Origin of the sequence: Sebaldella sp. S0638 (assembly GCF_024158605.1) — a bacterium.
Lineage (GTDB): Bacteria > Fusobacteriota > Fusobacteriia > Fusobacteriales > Leptotrichiaceae > Sebaldella.
In genome coordinates, this window is sequence record NZ_JAMZGM010000002.1 from 47,741 (window position 1) to 72,887 (window position 25,147).

A 25,147-nucleotide genomic window follows, 5' to 3' on the forward strand; every position below is an offset into this window, starting at 1 on the left:
TTCTGAGATAACTGTATTAGCAATTAAATCTCTTAAATTTCTCTAATTATACCTCAAATAAATATTTCTGTCGATATCTCTATTCGCCCTAAGTTCAAAAAATGTTGCTTACATTCTTCAGACTAAAAAATACAGGTCTGTTTTCAGGTCATACAGTATAAATTTTAGAAATAAGCAAAATTCTGTACTAACAGTCCCCAGCCCTTCCGGGCTGCATACCTACTTGACTTATTCTGCTAATATGGTATACTAATTATGAAAACAATGTATATAAATTTAAACTGCTAGAAAAAACTAGGTTTGTCCCTGGTTTTTTTATTTACGCTTTTTTCTGGTTCATCTTCCTGTGTTATTATGAACAACACTTGACTCATACAATTAAAAATTGCCAGAAAAGACAGTTTTAATAGTATCCTGACTTTTTCATTTATCTATTTATCATAACTGTAAAATATTGAATATAATTTAATTTAATGTTATACTAAATAAAAAAGGAGATAAATAATGAAAAAAATATTATTTTTACTTATTCTGACAGGCTGCATAGCTTTTTCTGACTGTAAAGCCAAGTCTGAAATGGGAGTAAAAAAATTAGCGGCAGAATCAAAAAAAGTTGGTTTTGAAAAGGTATACTATACTTTTTTAGGAACAATGCCTGACGCGGCTTTTCTATATTTATATAATTTCAATATGGAAGTTGAAGATAAAAAAATCCAGTATACTATTATTGTAAATGTAAAAGACGGCTATATGATGGCAAGCCAAAGCGGAAATTATGATGATCTTGAGTTAGTCGAAGCAAATATGAAAGAGATATTATGTTCTGACTACTAAACATATAAATAAGAAAGGGCAATTCTGATAAAATTCATTCAGCATTGCCTGTTTTTTTGTTAAAAAAATAAGGCTGTCAGTCCTGTATGACTAACAGCCTTCCCAAATTTAAAACCATTTTGTATAAAATTATTTTTTAGCAAGATATTTTCGTATATCTAATGCTACAGCAGTAATAATTATTATACCTTTAACTATATTTTGTGCATTTGTATCAACACCCAGTATTACCAATCCGTTATTTAACACTTCAAAGATCAGTACCCCTGTGATAATTCCCGAAACTTTTCCTATTCCTCCTGATGTAGATACTCCTCCTATTGTTGCCGCCGCTATGGCGTCAAGCTCATACATCAGACCGTAGTTATTAGTGGCTCCTCCTGTTCTTGCTGCAAGCAGTGTTCCGGCAAGTCCGTATAATGCTCCTGCAAGAATATATATTTTCAAAAGATTGGCTTCTACTTTCACTCCTGATACCTCTGCAGCCACAGGATTTCCTCCGATGGCATAAATATTCTTTCCGAATACGGTTTTATTCAGCAGAAACCATATTAGTATCATTATAATAATCGCGATAAAGACAATATTTGGTATAAGTACGTTCTTCCCCGTGGCAAGATTGGTAAAGTCATCTCTTAATCCTCCTATAGGCTTCGCTTTCGTATACATACTTGACATACCGTACACTATTACCATTGTCCCCAATGTTGCTATAAACGGAGGAACTTTTAAGAATGAAACTACTGACCCGTTTATTAACCCAATTACCATACCCACTACTACAGCAGCCAGTACAGCTGCTATTATCGGAAGATGAGGAAGATTTTTATACATTTTATCAGCATAATCTGCTCTTTGCATAAGACTCGCAGCCACACAGGCAGTAAGTCCTACTGTTCTTCCTGAAGAAAGGTCTGTTCCCTTGGTAATCAGGATTCCTCCCACTCCGAGGGCTATTATGATTCTTACAGATGCTATTATCAATACATTAGTCAGGTTATTTATCTGAAGAAAATTTTTATTAAGCATTCCTATAATTAAAACCAAAACAACCAAAACCATATAGATCGCATTCTTAGCAAAAAAGTTTTTCATTTTATTTATTTGAAAAGTTTGATCCATTGTTTTTCCTTTCCAGTCTACATATATTTAGTAGCTAATTCCATGATTTTTTCCTGATTTGCTTCTTTTCTGTCGAGTATCCCGCTTTTCTTCCCTTCACACATAACAACTATTCTGTCGCTTAACCCTAAAAGCTCACTCATTTCCGAGGTTATCAGGATTATACTTTTACCTTTCTGTGCGAGATCTATTATTATATTATAAATTTCAAATTTAGCACCTACATCTATTCCCCTTGTAGGTTCATCCAGTATGAGTATATCCGGCGAAGACAGAAGCCATCTTGCGAATACCACCTTTTGCTGGTTTCCGCCGGAAAGATTTCTAATCTGTGTTTTTTCATCAGGTGTTTTTATTTTCAGATTATCTATGCTTTCTATTGTTATACTCTTTCCAAGCTTATCATCTACTGCAACATGATACTTTATTAAATCTGCATATGTCGTAATAAGAACATTATCCTTTACCGACAATACTTCAAAAATTCCTGTTGCCCTTCTTTCCTCTGTTACCAGTGCCATCTTATTTTTTATAGCTTCTGACGGGTTATTTATATTTACTTCCTTACCATTCAGAAAAATTTTTCCGCTTTTGATCTTACGAAGACCAAATATAGCTTCTACAAGCTCAGTTCTCTGAGCACCTACGAGACCTCCCAGTCCTAATATTTCACCCTTTTTCAGGTTAAAACTGACATTATTAAAAGATTTTTCATTTATAGATGTCAGATTCTCTACCCTTAGTATATCCTCATTTTCAGGAATGTTATTTTTTTCAGGAAATCTTTCATTCAGCTCTCTTCCCACCATTTTTGATATAATCAAATCAGTGGTAAGCTCTTTAGCTGCCCACGTTCCTATATACTTCCCGTCTCTCATTATACTTACTTCATCAGATATTTTCAGTATTTCTTCCATTTTATGAGATATATAAATTATTGATACTCCTTCTGATTTAAGCTGTTTTATTATTTCAAATAATTTATCAACTTCATTTTCTGTAAGTGATGATGTCGGCTCATCCATTACTATGACTTTGGCATTATATGATATGGCTTTTGCTATTTCCACCATCTGCATCTGCGATACCGACAGATCTTTCATTTCAATCCGCGGACTCACATCAAGCTGAAGCTTTTTCAGCAGTTTCTCTGTTTCGGCATATAGATACTTTTCGTCTACTACCTTCACTCCCACTCCGAAAAGTCTCTTTGTCTTAAATCTTCCAAGCCATATATTATCTATAATATTTCTAAAAGGAACAGGGCTTAATTCCTGATGGATCATAGAAATTCCATTTTCCAGAGCCTCTTTAGGATTCTTAAAATTCACTTCCTCATCTTTAAACAGTATTCTGCCGCTGTCCAGACTGTATATTCCAAAAAGGCACTTCATCAATGTTGATTTTCCGGCACCATTTTCTCCCATTAGTGAGTGAACTGTACCTTCTTTCACTTTCAGGGTTACATTATCCAATGCCTTTACACCTGGAAATTCTTTAGTAATACCCAGCATTTCCAGTACATCATTGTTTTCCATATTTCCCTCCGGTTTACCTTTCTTACTTAATAATGTGAAGTATAAAACTTCACATTATCAGGTGTTGACTAGAATTTATCTACATTTTCTTTAGTTACTTTTTGGTATGGAATCCATAAATATTTTCCATCTGTGATACCTTGTACTTTTTCTGCTGGTTTTTCTTTTTTAGCAAGTGCATATGCTATATCAAAGATACCTTTTCCCTGACCTTTTGAGTCATTTAGCACTGTTCCGTATAATAATCCCGCTTTTAACGAATCTTTAGCAGGTGCTGTAGCATCTACACCAATAACCGGTATGAATTTTCCGTCTGATAAATATCCTGCGGCTTTTAGTGCTTCTATTGCTCCTAATGCCATATCATCATTATTAGCCAGAACTAACTCTATTTTATCTCCGAAAGCTGATATCCATGCAGCCATTTTTTCCTGACCGTTTGCTCTCTGCCATAGTGCTGTATCACTTGCTAATTTATCTACTTTGAACCCTGCTGTTTCAAGTGCTTTTATAGAATACTCCGTTCTCAATAATGCATCCTGATGCCCCGGTTCTCCTTCTAACATTACATATTGTATTTTTCCGTCTTTATTTTTATCTGCGTCTGGATTTGCTTTGAAATAGTCTGCTGCTATTTCTCCCTGAATTGTTCCAGATTCTTCGGCTTTAGCTCCTACATAGTATAATTCATCCCACTTTGCCATATCCTCTGCTACAGGTTCTCTGTTAAAGAATACTACCGGAATTCCTGCTGCCTGAGCTTTCTGTATAATCACTGAAGCTGCAGTTCTGTCCACCATGTTTACTGCTATTACGTCATAACCTTGTGTTATAAATGTGTCTACCTGATCGTTCTGAGTTGCCTGCTGTCCTTGTCCGTCTACCGCGTTAATAGTTATTTTTTCTCCCGTTTCTTTTGACTTTTCAGCTGAAACTTCGTTTATTGCATCTTTTACTGATGATATAAATGTATCATCAAACTTGTATAATGCCACTCCTATCTTTATTTCCTTTTTAGCTTCGCCACCCGCAGGTGCCTCACCTCCTGCAGCAGGTTTTTCCCCGCCTTTTCCGCAGCTGATAAGCAGCATCATGATACTTAAAACAATTGTCCATTTGAATTTTTTCATATAGTTTGCTCCTCTTCTCAATTATATTTTTTTATTTTAATTACCAATAATAAAAAACTCATTCAAACTACTGTTACCAAATCTAAACATTTTAAAAAAATTCTACAACTCTTAAATTTTGTTACGAACATGAAACCTATACTAAATTATATCTCATTTTTAAGTTTTGCCAAAAGAAATACTTTCATTTTGTATATCTTATTTAACTTATTTTCAAAAACACGAAAAAGAACAGAGCATTCATTAAATTTTTTGCACTTATTTATTTAACTTTGTTTATTACATTTCCTTTTTGATTTTGAAAGTGCTATTTTACAGTCCATTTTATTTTTTACTTTTATTCATACTCTATTTCTATTGTTATATGATTAATTCCTATATACTTCAGATATTTTTTCAGTTTATATTTTATTTTGACTACTTCATCTGTGAGCAGCCCGTAAGGAACAACACAGTGGAACGATATGATGTTGTTTATTCCGTCAAGAGACCAGAGATGAATATCATGAACATCCATAATCCCTTTTATTCTTATCATTTTTCCCCTCAGGCTGAGTATATTATATCCTGAAGGGACAGCCTGCAAAAAAATCCCCGCTGTTTCCTTAAAATTTTTAAAAACATTTGAAAGCACAAAAGCTGCTATTACTATTGATAAAATCGTATCTATTATGTACAGTTCGAAAAGCTTTATGAAAATGCCGGCAACTAATACAGCTGCCCATCCCAGTACATCTTCCATCAAATGAAGCATTACAGCTCTTTCTGTTAATTTTTTACTCTTCTTTAGTCTTAGTACAGCAAGGCCGTTTACTGCCACTCCGGCTATTGCCAGCAGTATCATCCCTCCGCTTTCCAGCTTCTGGGGATTGTTTATTCTCTTCAATGCCTCGGTTATTATCAAAACCGAACCTGAAACAAGAACAACAGTATTTATAACTACTCCTATTAATGAATATCTTCTGTAACCGTATGTATACTTTTCATCATCTTTTTTTACCGAGTATTCTTCCAAAAACCAATTCATTGCGAGTGTCACACAGTCCCCGAAATCATGAACTGCATCAGACATGACAGCCATACTGTTCGTTAGAATACCTCCTATAATTTCTACTATCATAAATACTAAATTCAGGAAAAATACCATTTTTATATTTTTAGTATCGCTGCTCTCGTCTTTTTGATGAAAATGTCCGTGATCATGCATATCTGACTCCTTTCTGTTTTCAATATTTTTTATAAAATCTTCAGATTAAATTTATTTGATTAGTTGCATTTTTTCAATTTTTATTATATTTCAATACAATAAATAAAATTTCTACTGCTTATTTTTTTCAGTTTGTGTATGAAATTTGACATTTTGTTCCTGACTTATTGAAAAAAATGAATATCTATATTATACTTAGTTACGAACTGAAAAATAGGTTAATAATTTCTGTTTGTTAACATTATGCTGTTTGTACAATAACAGCTAAAATATAAATTTATATTATTTAAGGATGATCATATGAAAAAAATTACAATTTTTGGCTTGTTATTTCTGAGTCTTCTTATGCCGTGTCTGCTGATCTTCTCCAGCGACAGGGCTGATACCAATGATTTTATCATTGTTAATACAAGATTTAGAAACAGGCCTAGAATTTTTACTGACAACATTGTACAAACAAGTTTGTATAAAAACAATCAGGAAATTGAAGGTTTTACTCTGCTTTCAAATACCATTTTTCAGGTAGAAAAAGGCGATTATATACTAAAAAGTGAATTTGAAAACCAGCATTTTGAACAAAATGTACATAAATCAGACAACATTCCGGAAAATGTTACATTTAATTTTGAAATGAATGGGAAAATCAGGTTTTTTGAGTTATTTAGCAGAACTGCCACTTTTATCTTATTACTTATGAATGTTCTTATTTATATGAAATCTGATAAAATAGTAAAGAGAAAGTCACCGCTAATTATTATAACATTTTTATTATTATTATTTAATAATTTTCTTTCTTTTACTAATATTTTCCCCCAGAAACTTCTTTTTGTATCAGCGGGGATTACTACAATCGCTCTCACCATTTCATTTATATTGTGTTTTTTCTACCTTGTATCCTCTAAGGAGAGAAAATACTGGAAATATATTTTTATATTTGCAATAATGACTTATTTTTCCTTGATCAATATTCTCTTTTTAGTATCGCCGAATATTCTTATGTATCTGGTAAAATTTCATATAAATACATTAATTACTTCTATTAATATTTATGTCGTTTTGGCATATTTTGTAGATTATATGATTCTATTCGTTCCTCTTTTTTGTTTGCTCCGCGGGCTGCAGAAAAATAAAGATAAAGACTTAAAAAATATGAAAATTTTACAGATATTATTTTTACTTTTATTTTTAATTCTCAATATTGCTACGGAATTTTCTAATTCGGACATTTTCTTTAATGGTGATATTCTTGAAAATATGCAGTATTCCATTATATTCTGGATTTTATTTTTTAATCTTAATATTGATGACACTGCTAAATACTATATCTCTATGCAGCGATGGGTTACTCTGGTTCTAAAATATATCGTCATTATAAACATTATCTATATTATCGGAATAGAGAGCAGTCAATATCGTTTCACTTTTTGGGTTATAATTTTCTGTATTATCGGTGACATTATATACTTATTAGTCATAAGATTAATGAACAGACTTAATCCAAGATATGATCAAATTTTAGCAAAATTAAAAGGAATTGATGATATTCACATTTTTGAAAATATATTGGAAAAAGAAATAAGTAAAAAAATAAATCCCAAAACGATTAAATTTATAATTTTCCTTTCTGATACCGAAGAAAAAGAATATATAAGAAATAAGAGCCGCAAAATTATAATTTCCAAAGAAGATTTCAAAAATAAATATGCCAATTTTGATTTTGGAATAAAAATATCTGTTGGTACCAACACCTGTATAGCTCTCTTGCTGATAGAACTAAATGAAAGAAAATATCATAATGAAGAAAAATTGTTTTTAAAAGGACTTTCTGAAGAATTAGTATACTCAGTAAATTATGTTAGAACCTTGCATTTAAGAAAATATATAGAGTCTGTTTCTGACAATAAATATATAAATGAAGAAATAAAAGAAAACATCCAGTTTATAAAAGATTTTGCGGCTCTTATTTATAATTTAAGCGACGATAAAAAAATAAAAGCTTACTCCAAAACAATAATAGAAAAAGCTGAAAAGCTTGGTGATAAACATGATTAGAATAGCACTTGAGGTGGAAGAAGCACTCCGGACACTCCTGATAGAGTATTTTGAGTATGAATTTATTAATACAAAAAATTGTAATTTTCAAAAAATCTATTCTGAACATTTTGATCTTGCGATCATTGACTCAATTCATGAAAATCTTGAAAACAGACTATGGGAGTATAAATCAAAAGAAGTTAAAGTTATCCTTCTCGCGACAGTTTTTGATATTATGCTTCTTCGGGATCTGCTTCATAAAAAACTTATTTATGATTTTCTGAATAAAAAGGATTATATGTATATTGACGAAATACTAGAAAATATCACTGGTGAAACTGAGAGAAACTCTGAATTATGTATAGAGGACAGTTTTGTGAAAACTTTTGTTTCAATTAATGATATTATTTATATTACCTATTCAAGATACACCAGAAAATCATGTGTGAGACTTTATAACGGAAATGAGTTTTTTAGTAAAAATAACCTTGTGGAAATAGAAAGGATCCTTTCCCAATATCCTGAATTTGCCCGGGTAGAAAGAAGCAATATAGTAAATCTCAGCAGAATAAAACAGATTAATTACAAAAAAGAAGTTCTTGTGTTTGATTCTGAAGAAACTTTGCTGCTCAGTAAAAGAACTTTGAAAAACGTGGAAGACATTTGTATTAACAATAAAAAAACTATAAAATTATAGGAGGAATAAAATGAAAAAAATATTGCTGGCAGTTGCTCTGCTAAGCTGTATTGGATTAGCGGAAAATAATGAAATTACAATAAGAGGCGGATTTTCCGGAACAAATTTCAACCAAAATGATAACACAGCAACAATAAATCAAAATACTAAAATGTCTGGCGGAGGATTTTTAGGTGTTGAATATGCCAGAGGAGTAAGCAGTATACCAGATTTAAAATTGGGTGTCGGTATGAGTATTGGAGGAGTCAGCGGCAGCGATGAAGATCTTCCTAATAAATCTGTTAACGGCAAAGCCTTTACTAATAACTACAGATATGAAAATTCTGTTATTGTCACTATACCGGTATATGCTCTTGTTAAATATGAATTCTCTAATTCATCATCGGTAACTCCATATGTAATAGGAAGAATCGGATATGATATAGCTGATACAAAAAATGAGGTAAAATTTTACCCAACTGGTGAAACTAGTGATCTAAAGATCAAGAATGGTTTTTACTACGGACTGGGCGGAGGAATAAAGCTCAGCAACTGGAATTTTGAAGTAAGTTATGACAACACTTCTACTAAAACTTCATATTCCGATAAACGTTATAGGATTGATGATTCCAAGAAGAATCTTGGAAAAGTTAATTTAGCGGTGGGGTATACATTTAAGTTTTAAGCTTATTGCCTAATTTGAACAATAATGCTTAAAGCCGGATTTTATATCTCACCCGATATAAATTTTTCATTATTCATTTGCCTTTATCTCTAAGTGCAAACAAACATTTTTTTGTATGCCGGATTTATCTCCCGGCATTTTTTATATAAGCAAAATAAAACGTTCTTTCTTTTCAAAATGTGTAATTTATGCTAAAATGTCAATACCAAAGGAAAGTGAGGAATCATGAAATCTAAATATATAAAATTAGGGCTGCTTCTTCTGCTGCTCCTGTCGCTTTTTTCCTGTAATAATTCAAAAAAGGAAATCAGAGTTATTGTAGATAACTATTATTCTTCATTGAAAAAAGGTGATTTAGATCAAATGTTAAATCTTTTTTCTTATGATATTAAGCTGTCTTATGACAATCTTTACCAGCAAAACCCTGAATTAAAGACCTTTACCTCTGACACTCTGAAAATCGTAGGTTCTTCATTTAATTATGAAATAGAAAAGGTAAAAATAAAAGATAATAAAGCAGTTGTAACCATAAAGGAAACAGGGCTTGATAAAGAAATGCTTGATAAGAAAATTAAAGAATTAACTGCAAAAGAGAGTTTTATACCAAGCAATAACAATGATTTTGAAAAAGCGAAAAAAGAATTTGTCGATTATCAGATGAATATTCTTTCAAAAGCTTCAAAAGAAGTGAAAGAAAAAAAGACTTCGACAACTACCCTGACTCTGGAAAAGGAGAAAAACGGATGGGTAATTACCACTAAAAATTTATTAAGAGTTATTCCAAAAGACGGACTTTAAAAAGGGCTTATAACAGCCCCTTTTTTATTCTAAAAAATTTGATTTTATTCCGCTTCCCCGTGCATATAGTATTTATTTTTATCTTTTGCCCTGTAAAAATCTACTATCTCAAAAGTTTTTACATCTGCATTTCTGATTTTTCTACCGCTGTAATACACAGAGTTTTTATCCTTGGCATATCTGTATTTTATATATTCAAAAGTCTCAGGATCAGAGTTTTTTATTTTTACATTATTATAATATACATTATTCTTATCTTTAGTATAAAAATCCGATACATAATCAAAAGTGCCGGAATCTGTGCCGGGCAGTTTTTCTCCGTTATAGTATACTGCTTCCCCGCTCATCAGGTAACCGTTCACAAAATTTCTATACTCCTCGTCCATACCTTCAGTTTCAAAAAATTTTGCCTTATTAGTGTCTATATTCCCTATTTTCTCAATATTATAATAAATACTGTTTTTATCTCTGCACGGTCCTTCATATATCTCTGCTGCCTGCGCGGAATATACGTTAAAGAATACAAATAGTGCTGTAACTGCATATAATTTTTTCATTTAATCACACCTTTTTATTATTCAATACTCATCAAGATAACTATGTTTTTCCCCGCCGGCTTTCCAGCCGAGAATTTTTTCCAGATTTACATTTTTCGTGGAATTCAGTATATTTTTCTTTATATTAGGGTTAGTTTTCACCATCTCCCTGATAAGCTCTTTTGTTTCCCGCCTTTTTGAGGAAGTCTTTCCTGCTGCCACTGTACACCCGCAGTTCATTGCCAGAATTCCGTTATTCACAGTAAACTTTATTATATCCTTTTCCTCTACATAATAAAGCGGTCTTATTAACTCTATATCAAAATTATCAGCTTTAAGCCTTGGAAGCATTGTCTCATATTTACTCATCTGAAAGATACTCATAAGCACAGTTTCCGCTACATCGTCCATATGATGACCAAGAGCAAGCTTATTACATCCCAGACTCACTGCTTTGGTATAAAGACTTCCCCTTCTCATTTTTGCACACATATAGCACGGATAATCCTTAGCCATTTTTTCAGCTATTTCAAATATATTATCATCATATATCTCACATGGAATTCTTAAATGATCAAGATTTTTTTGCAGATTTTGCAGATTTTCCGAATTAAACCCGGGATTCATGGAAATAAAAACCAGCTCGAATTTAGTCCTGCTTGCCCTCTGTAATTCCTGTAAAAGCTTAGCCAGAAGCAGGCTGTCTTTCCCCCCTGATATAGCGACAGCTATTTTATCCCCCTCCTCTATCAGGGAAAATTCTTTTGCAGCCTTTATAAAAGGTGACCACAAATATTTTCTGTATTTTTTTTGTATGCTTCTTTCTATTTCATCTGTAGTTTTTAGTTCTGTTACTGGTAATACAGCTTCACAGCTTACATTTGCTAATGAGTTCATTTTTTCTCCTTACTTACTGATATTCCTCTTTATTCTCCTGCTCTGTTTTATATATTATTATCAATATTCTTTACTTATTTAAATTATTTTTCGAATCTCTTTCCAGTTCACACCTAAATTGAACAACTGTAGATGCTGCACCTGTATATGACATATTAATTAATTTTTTATAAGGATACATCTGATATCTTTTCATCCTGAATACTTCTTCTCCATTTCTGCTCTCTTCTACAATCATATAGAGTCTTTGCCCCACTTCAGTATTTTTAGGATATACATCTAAAAGCATCCCCGGAAACCCCTGCATTACAAGAGTTTTTTCATTATCTACATACATTTTCCTGTTTATATCCAGTATATACATTCTGTATTTCCCGTTCTGTACTATATCATCAAAGAATGCTTTTCTTAATTCATCATATCCCAAATGATCTTCATTCTTATCATACACTAATTTTTTGTACTTTTCTGCCTGTTCCTCTATTTTCTGCATTGTTACACATGGATTATCCGAATCAACATAACTGTTAAAATAATTTTCCGTAACTTTATAAATAACCAATGCAGATATAAATATTAAAATATAAAATAATTTCTTCATTTTCCTGCCCCTCAAACTGTTTATTTCCCCCGACTGTTCCTTTACTTTATAAAATTTATTATACAATATTAAATAATTTTTGTATACATAAAAAAACTACCCTAAAATCAAGGCAGTTAATAATATAAACTATTTCAAATGTTTCTGTATTATACTGTCTACAACAGAATCTTCCAGTTTTCTATGCTCGGGAGTTCCTTCGTTTTTCACCATAAGTATCTCTGCCATTATACTCACCGCTATCTCTTCGGGCATTTGATTTGATATATCTATCCCCACAGGCCCGTAAATACGTTTTATATCTTCTCCGGAAAAACCGTCTTTCAGAAGTGTCTCCCTAAGAAATATCTGCTTTTTACGGCTTCCTATTGCCCCGATGTATCTTGCTTTTGTTTTCAGAACCTCTTTTACGAATTCAAGATCAGTAATATGGCTTTTTGTAGTAATTACCACATATGTATTTTCATCTATTGAAGCATTTTTTACTATATCTTTATAAAAACCGACCATTATCTTATCGGCCTTTTGCAGACTCGGCTTATTCAGATAATCTTCCCTGTCGTCTATTACCTCACAGTTAAACCCGAGAAATTTAGCTACTTCCAAAACTTTTTCGCCGACATGCCCTCCGCCTGCAATAACTATTTTTTCATTTGGTCTGAAAATTTTTATAAAACCTTTTACAGTTCCTCCGCACTGCATTTTCAAATCCCCGTCAGGTGTCAGACTGTGTTCAAAATTTCTGTCTGCATCATGTTTCAATGCCTCCACAGCTTCACCTGTTACAAAGTATTCTACTTTTCCACCGCCGATAGAACCGTATGTCTCCCCGTTTTCCCAGACAAGCATAAGAGAACCGGTATCACGCGGTGTAGAACCTCCTACATCTGTTAAGGTTACTAATGCTACTTTTTTATGATCTTCAAGGTTTTCCAGTATTTTTTTCAAAATTAACTCTTCCATTTTACCCTCCTGATACTTTTCTGCATATTTTAGTATTTTATTATCTGTATTCCGGTAAGCTGTAAACATTTAATTCAAATCAAGTACAATATCAAACAATCAGAATCCTCTTTTTTTCATTAACGATATTACAGCTTCAAGCACTGCCCCGCCAATACTTCTCGACTTATCAGAAATGGTAAAACAATTCTTCTGTTCATCTGCTCTGGGATCTATATCTGCTATTTTAAAATTCTTTGTTACATAAAAACCATCTCTTATAATTCCTCTTAATACCCCGTCAATAGAGGCATAAACTTCATTTCCGCCTATCTTTGCGAGAACATCTCCCTTTTTCACTATATCCCCTATATCGTGTATATTCTCTATAATGCCTTCAAATTCGCTGTAAATAACTCTTTCTTTTGTAAAGCCGGCAATATTCCCCGGAACTCCGGTATTTTTCATGGCTTCACCTTCATATATAAGCCTTCCGAGATTATGTCCCCTCATTGTTTCAATAACTATATCCACATCTTTTCCTGCTGTAAATCCCGGCCCCAATGCTACTGTTATCGGAGCCATTCCTCTGTTTGTCCCGTAATTTTTTTTGGCAAGTATCCCGTCTACCAGTGCCACAGGATTCAATATCTGTGTACATTCGGCTATGGGATCTACCAATACCGGAATTACCCTCTCTTCAAACATTTTATTTATTTCATCAAGATATTTTATCTTTTTTGATTTTATTCCCTCTATTTCCATTTCACCTGTATAAACTGCTTCACCATAACATACCTTTCTTCTAATAGAACTTGGATTTTCCACTTCCAAAATAAGTACGTTGAAACCGCATTTATGCAGTTTTTCTATTGAACCTGAGGCAATATCTCCGCCTCCTCTGACTATTACCAGATTTTCATGCATTATTTTCTCCTTCTGCCTGTTTGGCACCTTCTGATTAAATAATTTATACAGGAATTATCTGTAAAAATGAGAAAATATAGTTTTTAATATTTTTGAATTTATTTTTCAAAATTAATAAAACACATATTTTATCCCTGTATTTTTGCAGTTTATACTGTCCTGTTATTTATTTTCCTGCCTATAGTATAACTCGTACTTTCCGTCTTTAAACAAATGAACCTCTTTCACATCAGCACATAATAATTCCTCTATTTGATCATATTCCAGCCTTATGCTGATCCCGCAGCAGTTTTCCAGCTGTATGGGCGGCGGCATTATTCTGTAACGTATATTTTTAGTTTTCAGAGTATCTTCAAATCTAATTGCACCTCTTGTATTATGAAATAGAAACTGATATTCAGACATAAAGATCTCCTTTCTGATAACTAAACACTTCTGGCGAAGCTGTTAAATATGTTTTTTTGTTTAATTCTTTCTGCTTACTCAAAATTTATTCCTCTTCTCTTTTCCAGACTCCGCTTTTTCCGCCGAGTTTTTCCTCAAGCTTTATTTCTCCTATAACCATCCCTTTATCTATAGCCTTACACATATCATAAATTGTAAGACCAGCTACAGAAACCATCATAAGAGCTTCCATTTCCACTCCGGTTTTCCCGCTAGTCTTTACTATAGATTTAATTTTTACAGTACTGTTTTCATCATCTGTCTCAAATTCTATTTTTGCACTGGATAAAAGTATATTATGGCACATTGGTATCATGTTATAGGTATTTTTTGAAGCCATAATTGCTGCCACTCTTGCTACCCCTAGGACATCCCCTTTTTTTATATTTCCTTCTTTGATGGTTTTCAGAGTATCAGGATGCATTTTTATCTCGCCTGTTGCCACAGCTGTTCTATCAGTATCATTTTTTCCGCTTATATCCACCATTACTGCTTTTCCTTCTTTATCAAAGTGGCTTAATTCTTTACTCATGGTTTTCCTTTCCAGATAAACTTTTGATTTATATTTTTTGCGATTTCAGGAATTATCACTACAGTTCCTTACTGCTGAATATTCCCGTTTTGCAGGATATCGCCCGTAACAGCTGTATTATCCCTTTATTTCTATACTGTCATTCTTTTTTATATGCCCGCCTGTTATTACTTTGGCGAAAACACCTTCTCTCGGCATTATGCAGTCTCCCATTTTAGTATAAATACTGCATCTTGTGTGGCATTCCTTTCCGATCTGTGTTACTTCAAGCTCAAAATTATCTCCGATTATTCTTTTTCCCACAGTAAGTGCTGGAAAATCAATTCCCTGTACGATAAGATTTTCCCCGAAACTGCCGAAATCCACTTCTGCACCTTTATTCTTAAAGTTCTCTATGCTTTCATAACACAAAAGACTTACCTGCCTGTGCCAGTTCCCACCGTGTGCATCTCCTTCAAGACCAAAGTTCTCTATTAAATTTATCTCATTTATCTCTTTTTTCTGAGTCCCTTTTTTTGTACTCATGCATATTGCCACTATCTTTCCCATATCTTCCTCCTGAATTTACTGTATCATATTAATTTTATAGAATTTCACATTAATATTTCTTCTGCTATCCCGAAAAAATATTTTACTCCTGTTATCATTGCTTCTTCATTTGGAGCAAAAATAAGGATTATGCAGTTTTGGATTTTCTTTTCCGTTTTTATCCACTCCCAGCCAAACCATACACCCTTTGGCAGGATTTATATACTCTGAAAAATCTTCGCTGAAACTCTCCGGTCTCTCTTTTATTACCAGTGCATCCTTCCCGAATTTTTTCATTATGACCTTTTCTGCAATATCGCATAATTCCTCATCATTATACACTGCTTTATAATCATTTTCAAAAAATTTTATTTCTCCGCCGGCTTCGTATGCTTTTAGTATATTCTCCACTATGAGCTTCATCCTGTTTTTCACTGTCTCTCTTGTTTTTCCGTCAAAAGTCCGCACTGCTCCTGTAAGATGTGCAGTGTCAGGAATCACTCCGTATTCTTCACCTGATTTAAAGCTCGCAGTAGAAATTACCGCGGTATTAAAAGGATCTACATTTCTTGCTACTACCGACTGCAGATTCGTCACTATCTCAGAACCAATAAGAATAGGGTCTTTTACCTGCTGCGGCATGGAACTATGCCCGCCTTTTCCTTTTACATATATATCAAAAGTATCTTTATTCGCAGTAGCAGTACCTCTTTTCACTCCAATTCTCCCCGTTTTTTCTCCGGGCATAACATGAAGTGAAAATACCATATCCATCCCGTCTAAAACTCCGCTTTTTTTCAGTTCTGCAGCACCTCCGGGCGCCATCTCCTCACCACGCTGAAAAATAAATAAGACTTCTCCCTTTATTCTCTGCTTATTTTCAGAAAGTATACGTGCAAGCCCCAGTAAAATCGCAGTATGCATATCATGACCGCAGGCATGCATAATACCGTTATTTTTTGATCTGAAGTCACATTCTGTTTTTTCATCAAGGGGAAGCGCATCTATATCTGCTCTGAAAGCAACTGTCTTTCCCTGGCTGCTTCCTTTTAACTTCCCTATTACCCTTGTTTCTGCCGGCTGAATTATTTCAATATTCCCGAATGACAGAAGCTTTTCTTTTATAAATTCAGTTGTTTTATATTCTTTAAAGGACGGTTCCGGATTCTCATGCAGTATCCGTCTCCATTTTATAATATCCTCTTCTATATTGTCAAAATTCATATTTTCTCCTGTTTTATCAGTTTAATAGTCCGCCGTGTCCCATTTCTACAATATCTCTTTTTGTGATAATATCTCCTGCAAGTATTCTCGGCAGCAGCAAGTCAAAAACAGAATTTTTTGAGAATACTACTCCGCCCGGAAGACCCATTATTACCTTTTCTTCGACATAGCCCAGAAGAAACATAGCTCCCGGAAGTACAGGCGTACCATATGTGACCATCTCACATCCTGATTCTTCTATTGCATCAGGGGTTACATCATCAGGATCAATTGACATTCCTCCTGTACAAAGTATTATATCTGTATCATTAATCATTTTTTTTATTTCAGCCTTGATTTTTTCTTTATCATCAGGTGCAAAAACCTGCTTTATATTTGTTACGCCGTATTCCCCAAGCTTTTCCCCTAATGCTTCTCTGGCTTTATCTTTTATTCTGCCGTAAAAGATCTCACTCCCTGTGGTTATTATTCCCACTCTCAAATCTGAGTTCATCTTTTTTATTTCCATTAGTTCCTGATTTTTCATTAATTCTTTTAGTTCATTAAGCTGTATTTTCTCTATACGCAGTGGTATTATACGCGTAGCTGCTGCTGTTTTCCCTTCTTTTACTACAGTATTATTGAATTTTGAAGCAATTATTATTTCACCTATACTGTTTATTTTATTCAAAAGTTCAACATTTATTTTATAAAGTCCGTCATATTCAGCAACAAAATTTATCTTTCCTTCACGTATTTCCGAAGCATACATACCTTTCCCCATTACGCACTCTTTTATAAATTCTGCTGCATCATTTTCATGGACATAATTTTCATCTTCTTCCCAGATATAAATATTTTCCTTACCAAGCGAAAGAAGCACTTCTACATCTTCTTCCTTTATTATATGCCCTTTAAGAAATTTTGCACCTTTGAAGCCTCCGGGAATTATTTCTGTTATATCGTGGCAGAGCGCCATTCCCACAGCTTCCTTGACGTTTATTTTCTTCATATGTGTTCCTTTCCGATCTTTAAGTTTACTTTCCGCCGCACTCTGATGCACTGCCTAAAAGAATGTCTATCCCGTGAATCAGACTGTCTAATATATATTCCAGTTCTTCTTTTACTGCTTTTTTGCTCCCCGGCAGATTGAATATCACGGTTTCCCCTCTTATTCCGCACACTGCCCTTGAAAGCATGGCCCTTTTGGTAATTGAAAGACTGTAATATCGTGCCGCTTCTGCTACACCGGAAGCCTCTCTTTCTATTACGGCTTTAGTAGCTTCAGGAGTTACGTCTCTTTTGCTGAAACCAGTTCCTCCTGTAGTCAAAACCAGATTTAATTTCAGATTATCTGCCATATTTATCATTTCTTTCATAAGCTCTTCCTTTTCATCGGGAAGTATTACATAACGCTCTACTTTCATATTATATCTTTCTGTTATCTCTTTTATAAGCTTCCCGCTTTCATCTTCCCGTTCCCCTTTATATCCCTTGTCACTGCTTGTTATTATTCCCACTGTATACATAAATTTTTCTCCTTAGAATCAAATTTTTGAAATAAAATATTCATAATCCTCTCTGGTATCTATGTCAAATCCTTCCAAAGGATCATTTATCTCCACATATTCTATATTTTCATTATGAGAATTCATTATCTGTTTTCCACCTGAATCACCTTCAAGTTCCATCAGTTCTTCAAAAAAATCAGAGCCGAAAACTGTGGGTGTTCCGTTTCTCCCCAGATATTTTGGAATTACTATTTTATTTTGCCCTGCTTTACCCAAAATTCCTCTAATTGTATTCCGGCTCAAACCGGGCTGATCCCCTGTAAAAAACATACAGACATCACATTCTCGAAGCTCTCTCAGTCCTGTTTTTACACTTTCGCTTATTCCTAAATCAGGATTTTTATTTATTATTACAGAAAAGTTTTCTCTGTCTGCTTTATAATTTTCAAAAATCTGCTCCACTTCTTTATGAGAAGTCACAAGAATTATTTTATAAAAACCGCATTCCAAAACTTTATCCGCTGTATTTTCAATGAAAGTTTTCTCTTTATATTTTAGTAATAATTTATTTTCTCCCATTCTTCTGGAAAATCCCGAAGCCATTATTACTGCACCTGTTTTCATAGCTCCTCCCTATTCCTCCGAAGATAGCAACTCCGCTCTTATTTATTATAAGTCAGAAACCAGACAGTACGTTTTTTCTTTCAGCGAAGATATTATTATTTTATCAAAAAGCATTTTTTCTTTTATTAAAAGTTCTGCCAGTTCCAGTGCATTATCAAATTCTTTTTCACTGTCAGCCTGATTTATAAGGAGTATTCTTTCTCCTTTTGCTCCTTTGAATAAACCGTTTTCCGAATTTATAATATTAAATAAATGCTTTTTTGTTACATTTTCATCTTTCTCTGCATCGGAAATCTTTAAAAATAATTCCAGTCTGTGTATATTTTCATCATTTATTTTCAGACCCAGACTTTTTATGCTTATTACACCCACTGTTTTATCAGTTCTTTTCACAAAGACAGGCTCTGTTTCATTCCAGCCTTTCAGAGGTCTCATTCTGGAACCGTCTCCTTCTATCACCAGATAATCCCCTTTTTCTTTAAAGCTGTCAATCTCATCAAGACTGAAAGGAAGAAGTTTCCCCTGCTCATTTTCTTCTTTTCCTGCTATATATGCCCCGTTTTTTGTTAATTCCTTATATAAAAAATCGTCTCCCACATATATCTTATAATTTTTCTTTACTTCTGGAATAAACATCTTTGTAGAGGTAGTAAAGATTATTCTGTTATGTTCTTTTAATTCATCACATAACGTGAGACAAAATGATGTTTTTCCGCCGGCCCCTGTTACCACAAGAGTATCATATTTTTCCAGACCGAGAACTTCGCATAAATATTTCATTTTAAAAGTTTTTACCATTATGCCCCCTTATATATGTTAGAATCTTACCAGTTCTTCATTTTTATATCTTTTTATGAATTTACCATATCCTTCTTCACCTATAAATTCATTGTCCTTCACTATAACTTTACCTCTTACTATAGTCATTACAGGATATCCCTGTACTTTTATCCCTTCATAAGGAGTGTAGTCCACATTTTCATGAAGCATTGACTTAGTTATTGTAACTTCCTTATCCTTGTCTATAATTACTATATCAGCATCACTTCCCACGGCAATTGTCCCTTTCTGAGGATACATGCCGTATATTTTCGCAGGATTGGTACTTGTTACTTCTACGAATTTATTTATAGATATTCTGCCTTTCATTACTCCTTCGGAAAAAATCACAGGCATTCTTGTTTCCACACCCGGAGCTCCGTTAGGACATTTTGTAAAATCATCTTTTCCCATTGCCACTTTTTCCTTCTCAAATAAAAACGGACAGTGATCTGTGGCTATTACCTGTATATCTCCCTCTCTTACAGCTCTCCAAAGCGGTTCCTGATTGGATTTATTTCTCAGCGGAGGACTCATTACATATTTTAGTCCCTCATTACCCGGAAGCTTGTATTTTTCATCATCCAAAACGAGATATTGCGGACATGTTTCTGCATATATATTTTCCTGCCCTCTGTCTCTGGCCATTTTTATATAGTCAAGACCAAGCTTAGCTGAAAGATGAACAATATAAATAGGTGCATCTCCCACAAGATGTGCTATATTCAAAATCCTGTTTATTGCTTCTCCTTCACATTCCTCAGGTCTGCTTTTGGGATGGTATTCCGGTGTTGTCATTCCGTTTTCGCTGTAATATTTTTTCAGATAATTTACAGTATCGTTATTTTCGGGGTGAACTGCAATAATCCCGCCTTTTTCCTTAGCTTTTCTCAAAACCTTTATGGAATCCTCATCATGTACCATCTGACCATAGGTCATATATATCTTAAAGCTTTCTATTCCGTCCTCCAGAAGCTGATCCATCTCTTTCAGCCTGTCATCATTTACTTCATAAGGAATTACCCCGTGAAAACCATAATCTATTACTGCTTTTCCGTCAGCCAGTTCATGATAATGATTAACCGGATCATAAAGCGTGGTTCCTCTCGGTCCCTGTCCTATATGATCCACAATAGACGTTGTCCCGCCGCATGCCGCTGCGATTGTCCCTGTTCTGAAATCATCACTTGAAATTGCTATTCCCACATCCAGATGAAAGTGTGTATGCACGTCAATTCCTCCGGGAATAACATATTTTCCTCCTGCATCTATAGTTTCAGGATCGTCCATATCCAGATTTTTCCCTATTTCTTTAATAATTCCGTCTTCAATATAAATATCTCCTTCATATAAGTCCCCTGCCGTTGCAATCAATCCGTTTTTTATTAACATGCTCCTAACCTCCTATAACGCTCATAGTATTTTTTTCTTTCTCCTTCTCTTTATCTTCAGGGTTTCCGGTAAAATTATGCTGTTTATTTTTAAAATATATTTCATTTTTTATTTCTTCCAAAAGTTTTTTATCGCTGGTTTCAGTTCTCAGCATTTTCATAAGATCCAGTTTAGAGTCATAGTAAAGACATTGCTTTAGTTTTCCTTCAGAAGTTATTCTGATTCTGTTGCATGTTTCACAAAAACAACTGCTTAAAGGCGATATAAAACCGACTCTTGTATTGGTTCCGTCTATTTTGTGATATGCAGCAGGCCCTGATATTAATCCTCCTGTATTGGCTGCTGTAGTCTTTCTGTCTTTTGATATTATACTTAATATTTCTTCATTTGATATCCCTTTTAGATTTTGTCCGCATCCTATAGGCATTAACTCTATAAAACGAATATCAATATTTTTATCCACTGCAAAATCTACAAGACTTTTTATGGCATCTTTATTAAAATCATCTATTATCACAGAATTCAGTTTTATCTTTATTTTATATTCAATGGCTTTTTCAATTGACCTGATTACCTTTTCCAGATCTCCGCCTCTTGTTATATAGTTATATTTTCCTTCATCGAGTATATCCAGACTTATATTCAAAGATGACAGACCGTTTGCTGCCAGTTCGTCAAGATATTTCTCCAGAAGAATCCCGTTTGTTGTCATTGCTATTTCTTCTATACTATCAAGGCTGTTTATATTTTTTACAAGTCCGGGAATTCCTTTTCTTACAAGGGGTTCTCCGCCTGTTATACGCACCTTTTTTATCCCCAGGCTTCCCAAGATTCTTATAAGTCTGAAATATTCTTCCATTGTAAGAAGCTTTGATTCATCTATAAAATCTTTTGAAAATTCCGGCAGACAATATACACATCTCAGGTTGCACCTGTCTGTAACAGATACCCTCAAATAATTTATATCCCTGTTAAATTGATCTATCATAATTTACACCTCAAGCAAGTTTATTTGTTAGAGAACCTTTAATATCTCTTTTAAAGATAAATTATCAAAAATATTTTTTATATTTTCCCTTTCCACGCACTCCACTACTTTTCCTTTATCTATAAAAAGTACATAATCTGCTGTTTTTTCTACCTGCATTATATTATGCGTGATTAAAATAACCGTTTTCCCTTCTTCTTTCAGATACATTATCAGTTCTTCCACTGCTTTTATTCCATCTACATCCATATTATTAGTGGGTTCGTCGAGAATCACAAGATCAGTATCCCTGACAAGAACCCTGAAAAGAGCAGTTTTGGTTTTCTCACCGCCTGAAAGCTTTCTGGCATTTTTCTCAAGTAATGGTTCTATATTAAAAAATTTCATATATTTTTCCAGATTTCTTTGAAAATCTATCTTCTTTTTTGAGTATTTAACAGGAAGAAGTATATTATTTCTCACAGTATCATTAAAAATATAAAAATTCTGAAGCATAAGAGTAATATTGTCCTTTACTTCCTCAAACTGCTTCCCGTCGTAGGTAATGCTGCTCTCGCTGAATTCTTCCACACCTGCTATACCGTTTATAAGTGTGGATTTCCCGCTTCCGTTCATTCCTACTACTGCATATATCTTATTAGATTTTATATCTATATTCTCCACATCTAATACTATTTTATCATCATATCTTTTTTTTGCATATTTAATTTTTATATTCAAATGTACACCTCTTAATTTTGAATTTAGACAATACTGCATCAGCTGTTGATAAACAACAGATATTAAAATAAACAGCGGTATCTGACTGAAAATATGCGAATCACTTTACTAAGTAACCTATAAAGAAATTTATTGAGAACGATATAAACAGTAAAACCAGTCCCAGTATTATACTTTCATTAAAATTACCTTTTCCTGTTTCCATGGCTATATAAGTGGTCATAATCCTTGTATACCCTTTTATATTGCCCCCTATCATCATAGCAGCCCCTACTTCAGATATTCCCCTTCCAAAACCTGTGGATACTATAGAAATCATCTGAGGCAGACTTTCTTTTATCATAATAAAAACAGTATGCTTCTTTAAGATACCCAAAGCGGCACAGTTTCTCCTTATATCTTCTTCTATGCTGTTCAGATAGCTGTATGTCAGTGAAATAATAATAGGCAGTATCAAAAATGTCTGTGTAATTATAATTGCCGTAGGTGTAAAAAGGAGTTTAAAGGACCCTAAAGGCCCTTTTCTTGATAACAGCAGATACATAAGAAGCCCCATTAATACCGGAGGCATACTCATAAATGTATTGGTTAGTTTTATTACTAATTTTTTCAATCTGAAATCTTTGAATAAAATAACCAGTGAAATCAAAACTCCGAAAACCGTTGCGGCTAATGTAGAAATTACACTTACAAATAATGACAGTAATATTATTGAAATAATTTCATTCATTATATTCTCCGGTTATTTTTTGAAATTTGGCGTAAAAAGTGATTCTCCGTATTTATCAACTCCGAAATTTTTAATCATCTCAAGAGCCTTGTCACTTGTCATCCACTCTATAAATTTATCAGCTTCTTCTTTATTCTTGATGCCCAGCTTATCATAATTCAGTCTGATCAGGCTGTACTGATTATATAATTTTTTATCATTCTGTACAAGTATTCCCAGTTCAAGCTTGTCTTTCATTGAAAGATATGTAGCTCTGTCAGTAAGTGTATAAGCTTTTTTTTCATCAGCCATCTGCAGTACGGCACCCATTCCTTTTCCTGCTTCTACATACCATGGTGCCTGCGGTGTTATATTTATGGCTTTCCATATACCTTTTTCCTTAACATCTGTTCCTGATTCATCCCCTCTTGATATAAACTCAGCCTTTTTGTCTGCTATCAGCTTAAATGCTTCGTCTATATTGTCAGGAGTTTTCTCTTTAAGTTTCAGGCTGTCGTCTTCAGGTCCCACAAGTATAAAATCATTATACATGAATTCTATTCTTTCAGTCCCGAATCCATTTTTTACAAATTCTTCTTCTTTTGCCTTAGCATGTACCATTAATACGTCAGCATCTCCGCTTTCACCTATTTTCAATGCTTCTCCTGTACCTTTAGCCACTACGCTTACTTCTATCCCTGTATCTTTTGTAAATTCAGGGAGAAGATAATCCAAAAGACCTGAATCCTGTGTACTTGTAGTTGTCGCCAGTATTATTCTCTTTCCGTTCTCTTCCTGCTTTTGCTCAGTTTTTGTTTCGGCATTTTGTGTTCCGCCAGTTGCCTCTTCTTTTTTACCGCATGACAAAATTCCCAATACCAAAGTCGTCAACAATATTAATTTTAAATACAGTTTCATCTCTTTCCTCCTATATATAAATTATAAAAATGCCTTCCCAAAAGCATGTCTGATTGGTGAATAACACAGGTACGGCATTAGTTATACCTTTTTTTCATATTTATAATTTTTTTCAGCAGGGAAAAGTGCGTGGGGCACCTCTCCCTGTTTTTATAAATTTATTATTTCAGACTCATTATTCAGCATATCTATGAACAGAATCTTTTTCCTCAGCAAATCACCGCGTTTAATAAGCAGCTTTATCACTTCGGAACTTTGGTAAGATGCTGTACATGATGCTGTGAACGGAAGATTGCCAAGTATTTTTTCCACACCTTTATCTTCTTTTCCTTTATAGATAATATCCAGAGTTTTATCTCCGGGCAAGACTGTGGCAACCTGACCGTACCATCCTCCGATTGCTCCGTGAACCAAAGGTATATCCAGCTCTTCGCATACTTTCTGTAAAAATTTTTTGGTTTTTATATTATCAAGTGCATCTACTACTACATCACTGTTGTTTATTATTTTGGCATAATTACTCTCATCAAAAAAATCATATATATATTTTACTTTTATTTCGGGATTTATTTCCAAAATCCGCTCATATGCAGATTCTGCCTTGCTTTTTCCCAGAAGTTCCATTTTTGAATACAGCTGTCTGTTCAGATTAGACTCTTCAAATACATCTCCATCTACGACAATAAGGCTTCCTACACCTATTCTTGCCAGAATCTCGATAATGTACCCTCCTAATCCTCCGCAGCCGATTATACATACTTTTTTTTCAAAAAGAGCGGCATTTTCCTCCTCGGATATTGCCTCTATATTCCTTCTGTATCTTTCCTCCAAA

Annotated in this window: 28 protein-coding genes; 5 read left to right on the forward strand and 23 right to left on the reverse strand. The window is 33.8% G+C overall.

Translation table 11 applies throughout. The features are described 5' to 3' along the window. Nucleotides 1-504 precede the first annotated feature (504 nt). Complete coding sequence (locus NK213_RS01190; protein WP_253346111.1) at nt 505-834, forward strand: hypothetical protein; 330 nt, start codon at nt 505-507, stop codon at nt 832-834. A gap of 129 nt (nt 835-963) precedes the next feature. Here NK213_RS01190 and mglC read toward each other — a convergent pair whose 3' ends face one another. The 4 genes from mglC to NK213_RS01210 form a co-directional block, all read right to left on the reverse strand. Next, on the reverse strand, nt 964-1,956 hold the full coding sequence (gene mglC, locus NK213_RS01195; RefSeq protein ID WP_253346112.1) for a galactose/methyl galactoside ABC transporter permease MglC: 993 nt from the start codon (nt 1,954-1,956) through the stop codon (nt 964-966). Nucleotides 1,957-1,973: 17 nt separating this feature from the next. Then, nucleotides 1,974-3,494, reverse strand: coding sequence for a sugar ABC transporter ATP-binding protein (locus NK213_RS01200; RefSeq protein WP_253346113.1), 1,521 nt, complete (start codon nt 3,492-3,494; stop codon nt 1,974-1,976). Nucleotides 3,495-3,562: 68 nt separating this feature from the next. Continuing rightward, nucleotides 3,563-4,624, reverse strand: a complete 1,062-nt coding sequence (locus tag NK213_RS01205) for a galactose ABC transporter substrate-binding protein (RefSeq protein ID WP_253346114.1) — start codon at nt 4,622-4,624, stop codon at nt 3,563-3,565. 337 nt (nt 4,625-4,961) lie between these two features. Then, a complete protein-coding gene (locus NK213_RS01210) occupies nt 4,962-5,831 on the reverse strand; it encodes a cation diffusion facilitator family transporter (RefSeq protein WP_253346115.1) in 870 nt (289 codons plus the stop codon). 300 nt (nt 5,832-6,131) lie between these two features. Between NK213_RS01210 and NK213_RS01215 the strand changes: the two genes are divergently transcribed. The 4 genes from NK213_RS01215 to NK213_RS01230 all read left to right on the forward strand — a co-directional run bounded on the left by NK213_RS01215 (nt 6,132) and on the right by NK213_RS01230 (nt 10,024). Next, nucleotides 6,132-7,883: a hypothetical protein gene (locus NK213_RS01215; protein WP_253346116.1), complete on the forward strand. Its 1,752-nt coding sequence runs from the start codon at nt 6,132-6,134 to the stop codon at nt 7,881-7,883. Next, nucleotides 7,876-8,562: a LytTR family transcriptional regulator DNA-binding domain-containing protein gene (locus NK213_RS01220; RefSeq protein WP_253346117.1), complete on the forward strand. Its 687-nt coding sequence runs from the start codon at nt 7,876-7,878 to the stop codon at nt 8,560-8,562. The genes NK213_RS01215 and NK213_RS01220 overlap by 8 nt, the downstream gene beginning before the upstream one ends. Before the next feature lie 10 nt (nt 8,563-8,572). Next, nucleotides 8,573-9,226, forward strand: coding sequence for a hypothetical protein (locus tag NK213_RS01225; protein ID WP_253346118.1), 654 nt, complete (start codon nt 8,573-8,575; stop codon nt 9,224-9,226). 225 nt (nt 9,227-9,451) lie between these two features. Next, entirely contained in the window at nt 9,452-10,024 is a 573-nt protein-coding gene (locus NK213_RS01230) for a hypothetical protein (RefSeq protein WP_253346119.1), read from the forward strand. 44 nt (nt 10,025-10,068) lie between these two features. Here NK213_RS01230 and NK213_RS01235 read toward each other — a convergent pair whose 3' ends face one another. From NK213_RS01235 to NK213_RS01325, 19 genes are all read right to left on the reverse strand, one after another. After that, complete coding sequence (locus NK213_RS01235) at nt 10,069-10,581, reverse strand: DKNYY domain-containing protein (RefSeq protein WP_253346120.1); 513 nt, start codon at nt 10,579-10,581, stop codon at nt 10,069-10,071. 21 nt (nt 10,582-10,602) lie between these two features. Beyond that, on the reverse strand, nt 10,603-11,457 hold the full coding sequence (locus tag NK213_RS01240) for an ATP-binding protein (protein ID WP_253346121.1): 855 nt from the start codon (nt 11,455-11,457) through the stop codon (nt 10,603-10,605). Between the two features lie 70 nt (nt 11,458-11,527). Continuing rightward, nucleotides 11,528-12,058 (reverse strand): hypothetical protein, encoded by a 531-nt coding sequence (locus tag NK213_RS01245; protein WP_253346122.1) that lies wholly within the window; start codon nt 12,056-12,058, stop codon nt 11,528-11,530. A gap of 129 nt (nt 12,059-12,187) precedes the next feature. Continuing rightward, complete coding sequence (locus NK213_RS01250) at nt 12,188-13,021, reverse strand: XdhC family protein (RefSeq protein WP_253346123.1); 834 nt, start codon at nt 13,019-13,021, stop codon at nt 12,188-12,190. Nucleotides 13,022-13,120: 99 nt separating this feature from the next. After that, complete coding sequence (gene yqeB, locus NK213_RS01255; RefSeq protein WP_253346124.1) at nt 13,121-13,927, reverse strand: selenium-dependent molybdenum cofactor biosynthesis protein YqeB; 807 nt, start codon at nt 13,925-13,927, stop codon at nt 13,121-13,123. A gap of 162 nt (nt 13,928-14,089) precedes the next feature. Next, nucleotides 14,090-14,332: a DUF3343 domain-containing protein gene (locus NK213_RS01260; protein ID WP_253346125.1), complete on the reverse strand. Its 243-nt coding sequence runs from the start codon at nt 14,330-14,332 to the stop codon at nt 14,090-14,092. A gap of 85 nt (nt 14,333-14,417) precedes the next feature. Next, on the reverse strand, nt 14,418-14,903 hold the full coding sequence (gene moaC / locus NK213_RS01265) for a cyclic pyranopterin monophosphate synthase MoaC (RefSeq protein WP_253346126.1): 486 nt from the start codon (nt 14,901-14,903) through the stop codon (nt 14,418-14,420). 117 nt (nt 14,904-15,020) lie between these two features. Further along, nucleotides 15,021-15,452 (reverse strand): MOSC domain-containing protein, encoded by a 432-nt coding sequence (locus NK213_RS01270; protein ID WP_253346127.1) that lies wholly within the window; start codon nt 15,450-15,452, stop codon nt 15,021-15,023. Nucleotides 15,453-15,557: 105 nt separating this feature from the next. Next, nucleotides 15,558-16,655, reverse strand: coding sequence for a M20 family metallopeptidase (locus NK213_RS01275; protein WP_253346128.1), 1,098 nt, complete (start codon nt 16,653-16,655; stop codon nt 15,558-15,560). 16 nt (nt 16,656-16,671) lie between these two features. After that, nucleotides 16,672-17,646: a molybdopterin-binding protein gene (locus tag NK213_RS01280; protein ID WP_253346129.1), complete on the reverse strand. Its 975-nt coding sequence runs from the start codon at nt 17,644-17,646 to the stop codon at nt 16,672-16,674. A gap of 25 nt (nt 17,647-17,671) precedes the next feature. Then, on the reverse strand, nt 17,672-18,163 hold the full coding sequence (locus NK213_RS01285) for a molybdenum cofactor biosynthesis protein B (protein WP_253346130.1): 492 nt from the start codon (nt 18,161-18,163) through the stop codon (nt 17,672-17,674). An 18-nt stretch (nt 18,164-18,181) separates the two neighbouring features. Next, nucleotides 18,182-18,769: an NTP transferase domain-containing protein gene (locus NK213_RS01290; RefSeq protein WP_253346131.1), complete on the reverse strand. Its 588-nt coding sequence runs from the start codon at nt 18,767-18,769 to the stop codon at nt 18,182-18,184. Nucleotides 18,770-18,814: 45 nt separating this feature from the next. After that, on the reverse strand, nt 18,815-19,567 hold the full coding sequence (gene yqeC / locus NK213_RS01295) for a selenium cofactor biosynthesis protein YqeC (RefSeq protein WP_253346132.1): 753 nt from the start codon (nt 19,565-19,567) through the stop codon (nt 18,815-18,817). An 18-nt stretch (nt 19,568-19,585) separates the two neighbouring features. Continuing rightward, complete coding sequence (gene hydA, locus NK213_RS01300) at nt 19,586-20,980, reverse strand: dihydropyrimidinase (RefSeq protein ID WP_253346133.1); 1,395 nt, start codon at nt 20,978-20,980, stop codon at nt 19,586-19,588. Nucleotides 20,981-20,984: 4 nt separating this feature from the next. After that, on the reverse strand, nt 20,985-21,968 hold the full coding sequence (moaA, locus tag NK213_RS01305) for a GTP 3',8-cyclase MoaA (protein WP_253346134.1): 984 nt from the start codon (nt 21,966-21,968) through the stop codon (nt 20,985-20,987). A 27-nt stretch (nt 21,969-21,995) separates the two neighbouring features. Beyond that, nucleotides 21,996-22,688, reverse strand: coding sequence for an ATP-binding cassette domain-containing protein (locus tag NK213_RS01310; protein WP_253346135.1), 693 nt, complete (start codon nt 22,686-22,688; stop codon nt 21,996-21,998). 100 nt (nt 22,689-22,788) lie between these two features. Further along, nucleotides 22,789-23,418: an ABC transporter permease gene (locus NK213_RS01315; protein ID WP_253346136.1), complete on the reverse strand. Its 630-nt coding sequence runs from the start codon at nt 23,416-23,418 to the stop codon at nt 22,789-22,791. Between the two features lie 12 nt (nt 23,419-23,430). After that, a complete protein-coding gene (locus tag NK213_RS01320) occupies nt 23,431-24,315 on the reverse strand; it encodes a substrate-binding domain-containing protein (protein WP_253346137.1) in 885 nt (294 codons plus the stop codon). Nucleotides 24,316-24,465: 150 nt separating this feature from the next. Continuing rightward, complete coding sequence (locus tag NK213_RS01325; RefSeq protein ID WP_253346138.1) at nt 24,466-25,146, reverse strand: HesA/MoeB/ThiF family protein; 681 nt, start codon at nt 25,144-25,146, stop codon at nt 24,466-24,468. Between the last annotated feature and the right edge of the window lies 1 nt (nt 25,147).

Bases quoted from the DNA above. Each gene is read 5' to 3' on its own strand.
- NK213_RS01190 (WP_253346111.1), top strand. From the start codon at position 505: ATGAAAAAAATATTATTTTTACTTATTCTGACAGGCTGCATAGCTTTT.
- mglC (WP_253346112.1), bottom strand. From the start codon at position 1,956: ATGGATCAAACTTTTCAAATAAATAAAATGAAAAACTTTTTTGCTAAG.
- NK213_RS01200 (WP_253346113.1), bottom strand. From the start codon at position 3,494: ATGGAAAACAATGATGTACTGGAAATGCTGGGTATTACTAAAGAATTT.
- NK213_RS01205 (WP_253346114.1), bottom strand. From the start codon at position 4,624: ATGAAAAAATTCAAATGGACAATTGTTTTAAGTATCATGATGCTGCTT.
- NK213_RS01210 (WP_253346115.1), bottom strand. From the start codon at position 5,831: ATGCATGATCACGGACATTTTCATCAAAAAGACGAGAGCAGCGATACT.
- NK213_RS01215 (WP_253346116.1), top strand. From the start codon at position 6,132: ATGAAAAAAATTACAATTTTTGGCTTGTTATTTCTGAGTCTTCTTATG.
- NK213_RS01220 (WP_253346117.1), top strand. From the start codon at position 7,876: ATGATTAGAATAGCACTTGAGGTGGAAGAAGCACTCCGGACACTCCTG.
- NK213_RS01225 (WP_253346118.1), top strand. From the start codon at position 8,573: ATGAAAAAAATATTGCTGGCAGTTGCTCTGCTAAGCTGTATTGGATTA.
- NK213_RS01230 (WP_253346119.1), top strand. From the start codon at position 9,452: ATGAAATCTAAATATATAAAATTAGGGCTGCTTCTTCTGCTGCTCCTG.
- NK213_RS01235 (WP_253346120.1), bottom strand. From the start codon at position 10,581: ATGAAAAAATTATATGCAGTTACAGCACTATTTGTATTCTTTAACGTA.
- NK213_RS01240 (WP_253346121.1), bottom strand. From the start codon at position 11,457: ATGAACTCATTAGCAAATGTAAGCTGTGAAGCTGTATTACCAGTAACA.
- NK213_RS01245 (WP_253346122.1), bottom strand. From the start codon at position 12,058: ATGAAGAAATTATTTTATATTTTAATATTTATATCTGCATTGGTTATT.
- NK213_RS01250 (WP_253346123.1), bottom strand. From the start codon at position 13,021: ATGGAAGAGTTAATTTTGAAAAAAATACTGGAAAACCTTGAAGATCAT.
- yqeB (WP_253346124.1), bottom strand. From the start codon at position 13,927: ATGCATGAAAATCTGGTAATAGTCAGAGGAGGCGGAGATATTGCCTCA.
- NK213_RS01260 (WP_253346125.1), bottom strand. From the start codon at position 14,332: ATGTCTGAATATCAGTTTCTATTTCATAATACAAGAGGTGCAATTAGA.
- moaC (WP_253346126.1), bottom strand. From the start codon at position 14,903: ATGAGTAAAGAATTAAGCCACTTTGATAAAGAAGGAAAAGCAGTAATG.
- NK213_RS01270 (WP_253346127.1), bottom strand. From the start codon at position 15,452: ATGGGAAAGATAGTGGCAATATGCATGAGTACAAAAAAAGGGACTCAG.
- NK213_RS01275 (WP_253346128.1), bottom strand. From the start codon at position 16,655: ATGAATTTTGACAATATAGAAGAGGATATTATAAAATGGAGACGGATA.
- NK213_RS01280 (WP_253346129.1), bottom strand. From the start codon at position 17,646: ATGAAGAAAATAAACGTCAAGGAAGCTGTGGGAATGGCGCTCTGCCAC.
- NK213_RS01285 (WP_253346130.1), bottom strand. From the start codon at position 18,163: ATGTATACAGTGGGAATAATAACAAGCAGTGACAAGGGATATAAAGGG.
- NK213_RS01290 (WP_253346131.1), bottom strand. From the start codon at position 18,769: ATGAAAACAGGTGCAGTAATAATGGCTTCGGGATTTTCCAGAAGAATG.
- yqeC (WP_253346132.1), bottom strand. From the start codon at position 19,567: ATGGTAAAAACTTTTAAAATGAAATATTTATGCGAAGTTCTCGGTCTG.
- hydA (WP_253346133.1), bottom strand. From the start codon at position 20,980: ATGTTAATAAAAAACGGATTGATTGCAACGGCAGGGGACTTATATGAA.
- moaA (WP_253346134.1), bottom strand. From the start codon at position 21,968: ATGATAGATCAATTTAACAGGGATATAAATTATTTGAGGGTATCTGTT.
- NK213_RS01315 (WP_253346136.1), bottom strand. From the start codon at position 23,418: ATGAATGAAATTATTTCAATAATATTACTGTCATTATTTGTAAGTGTA.
- NK213_RS01320 (WP_253346137.1), bottom strand. From the start codon at position 24,315: ATGAAACTGTATTTAAAATTAATATTGTTGACGACTTTGGTATTGGGA.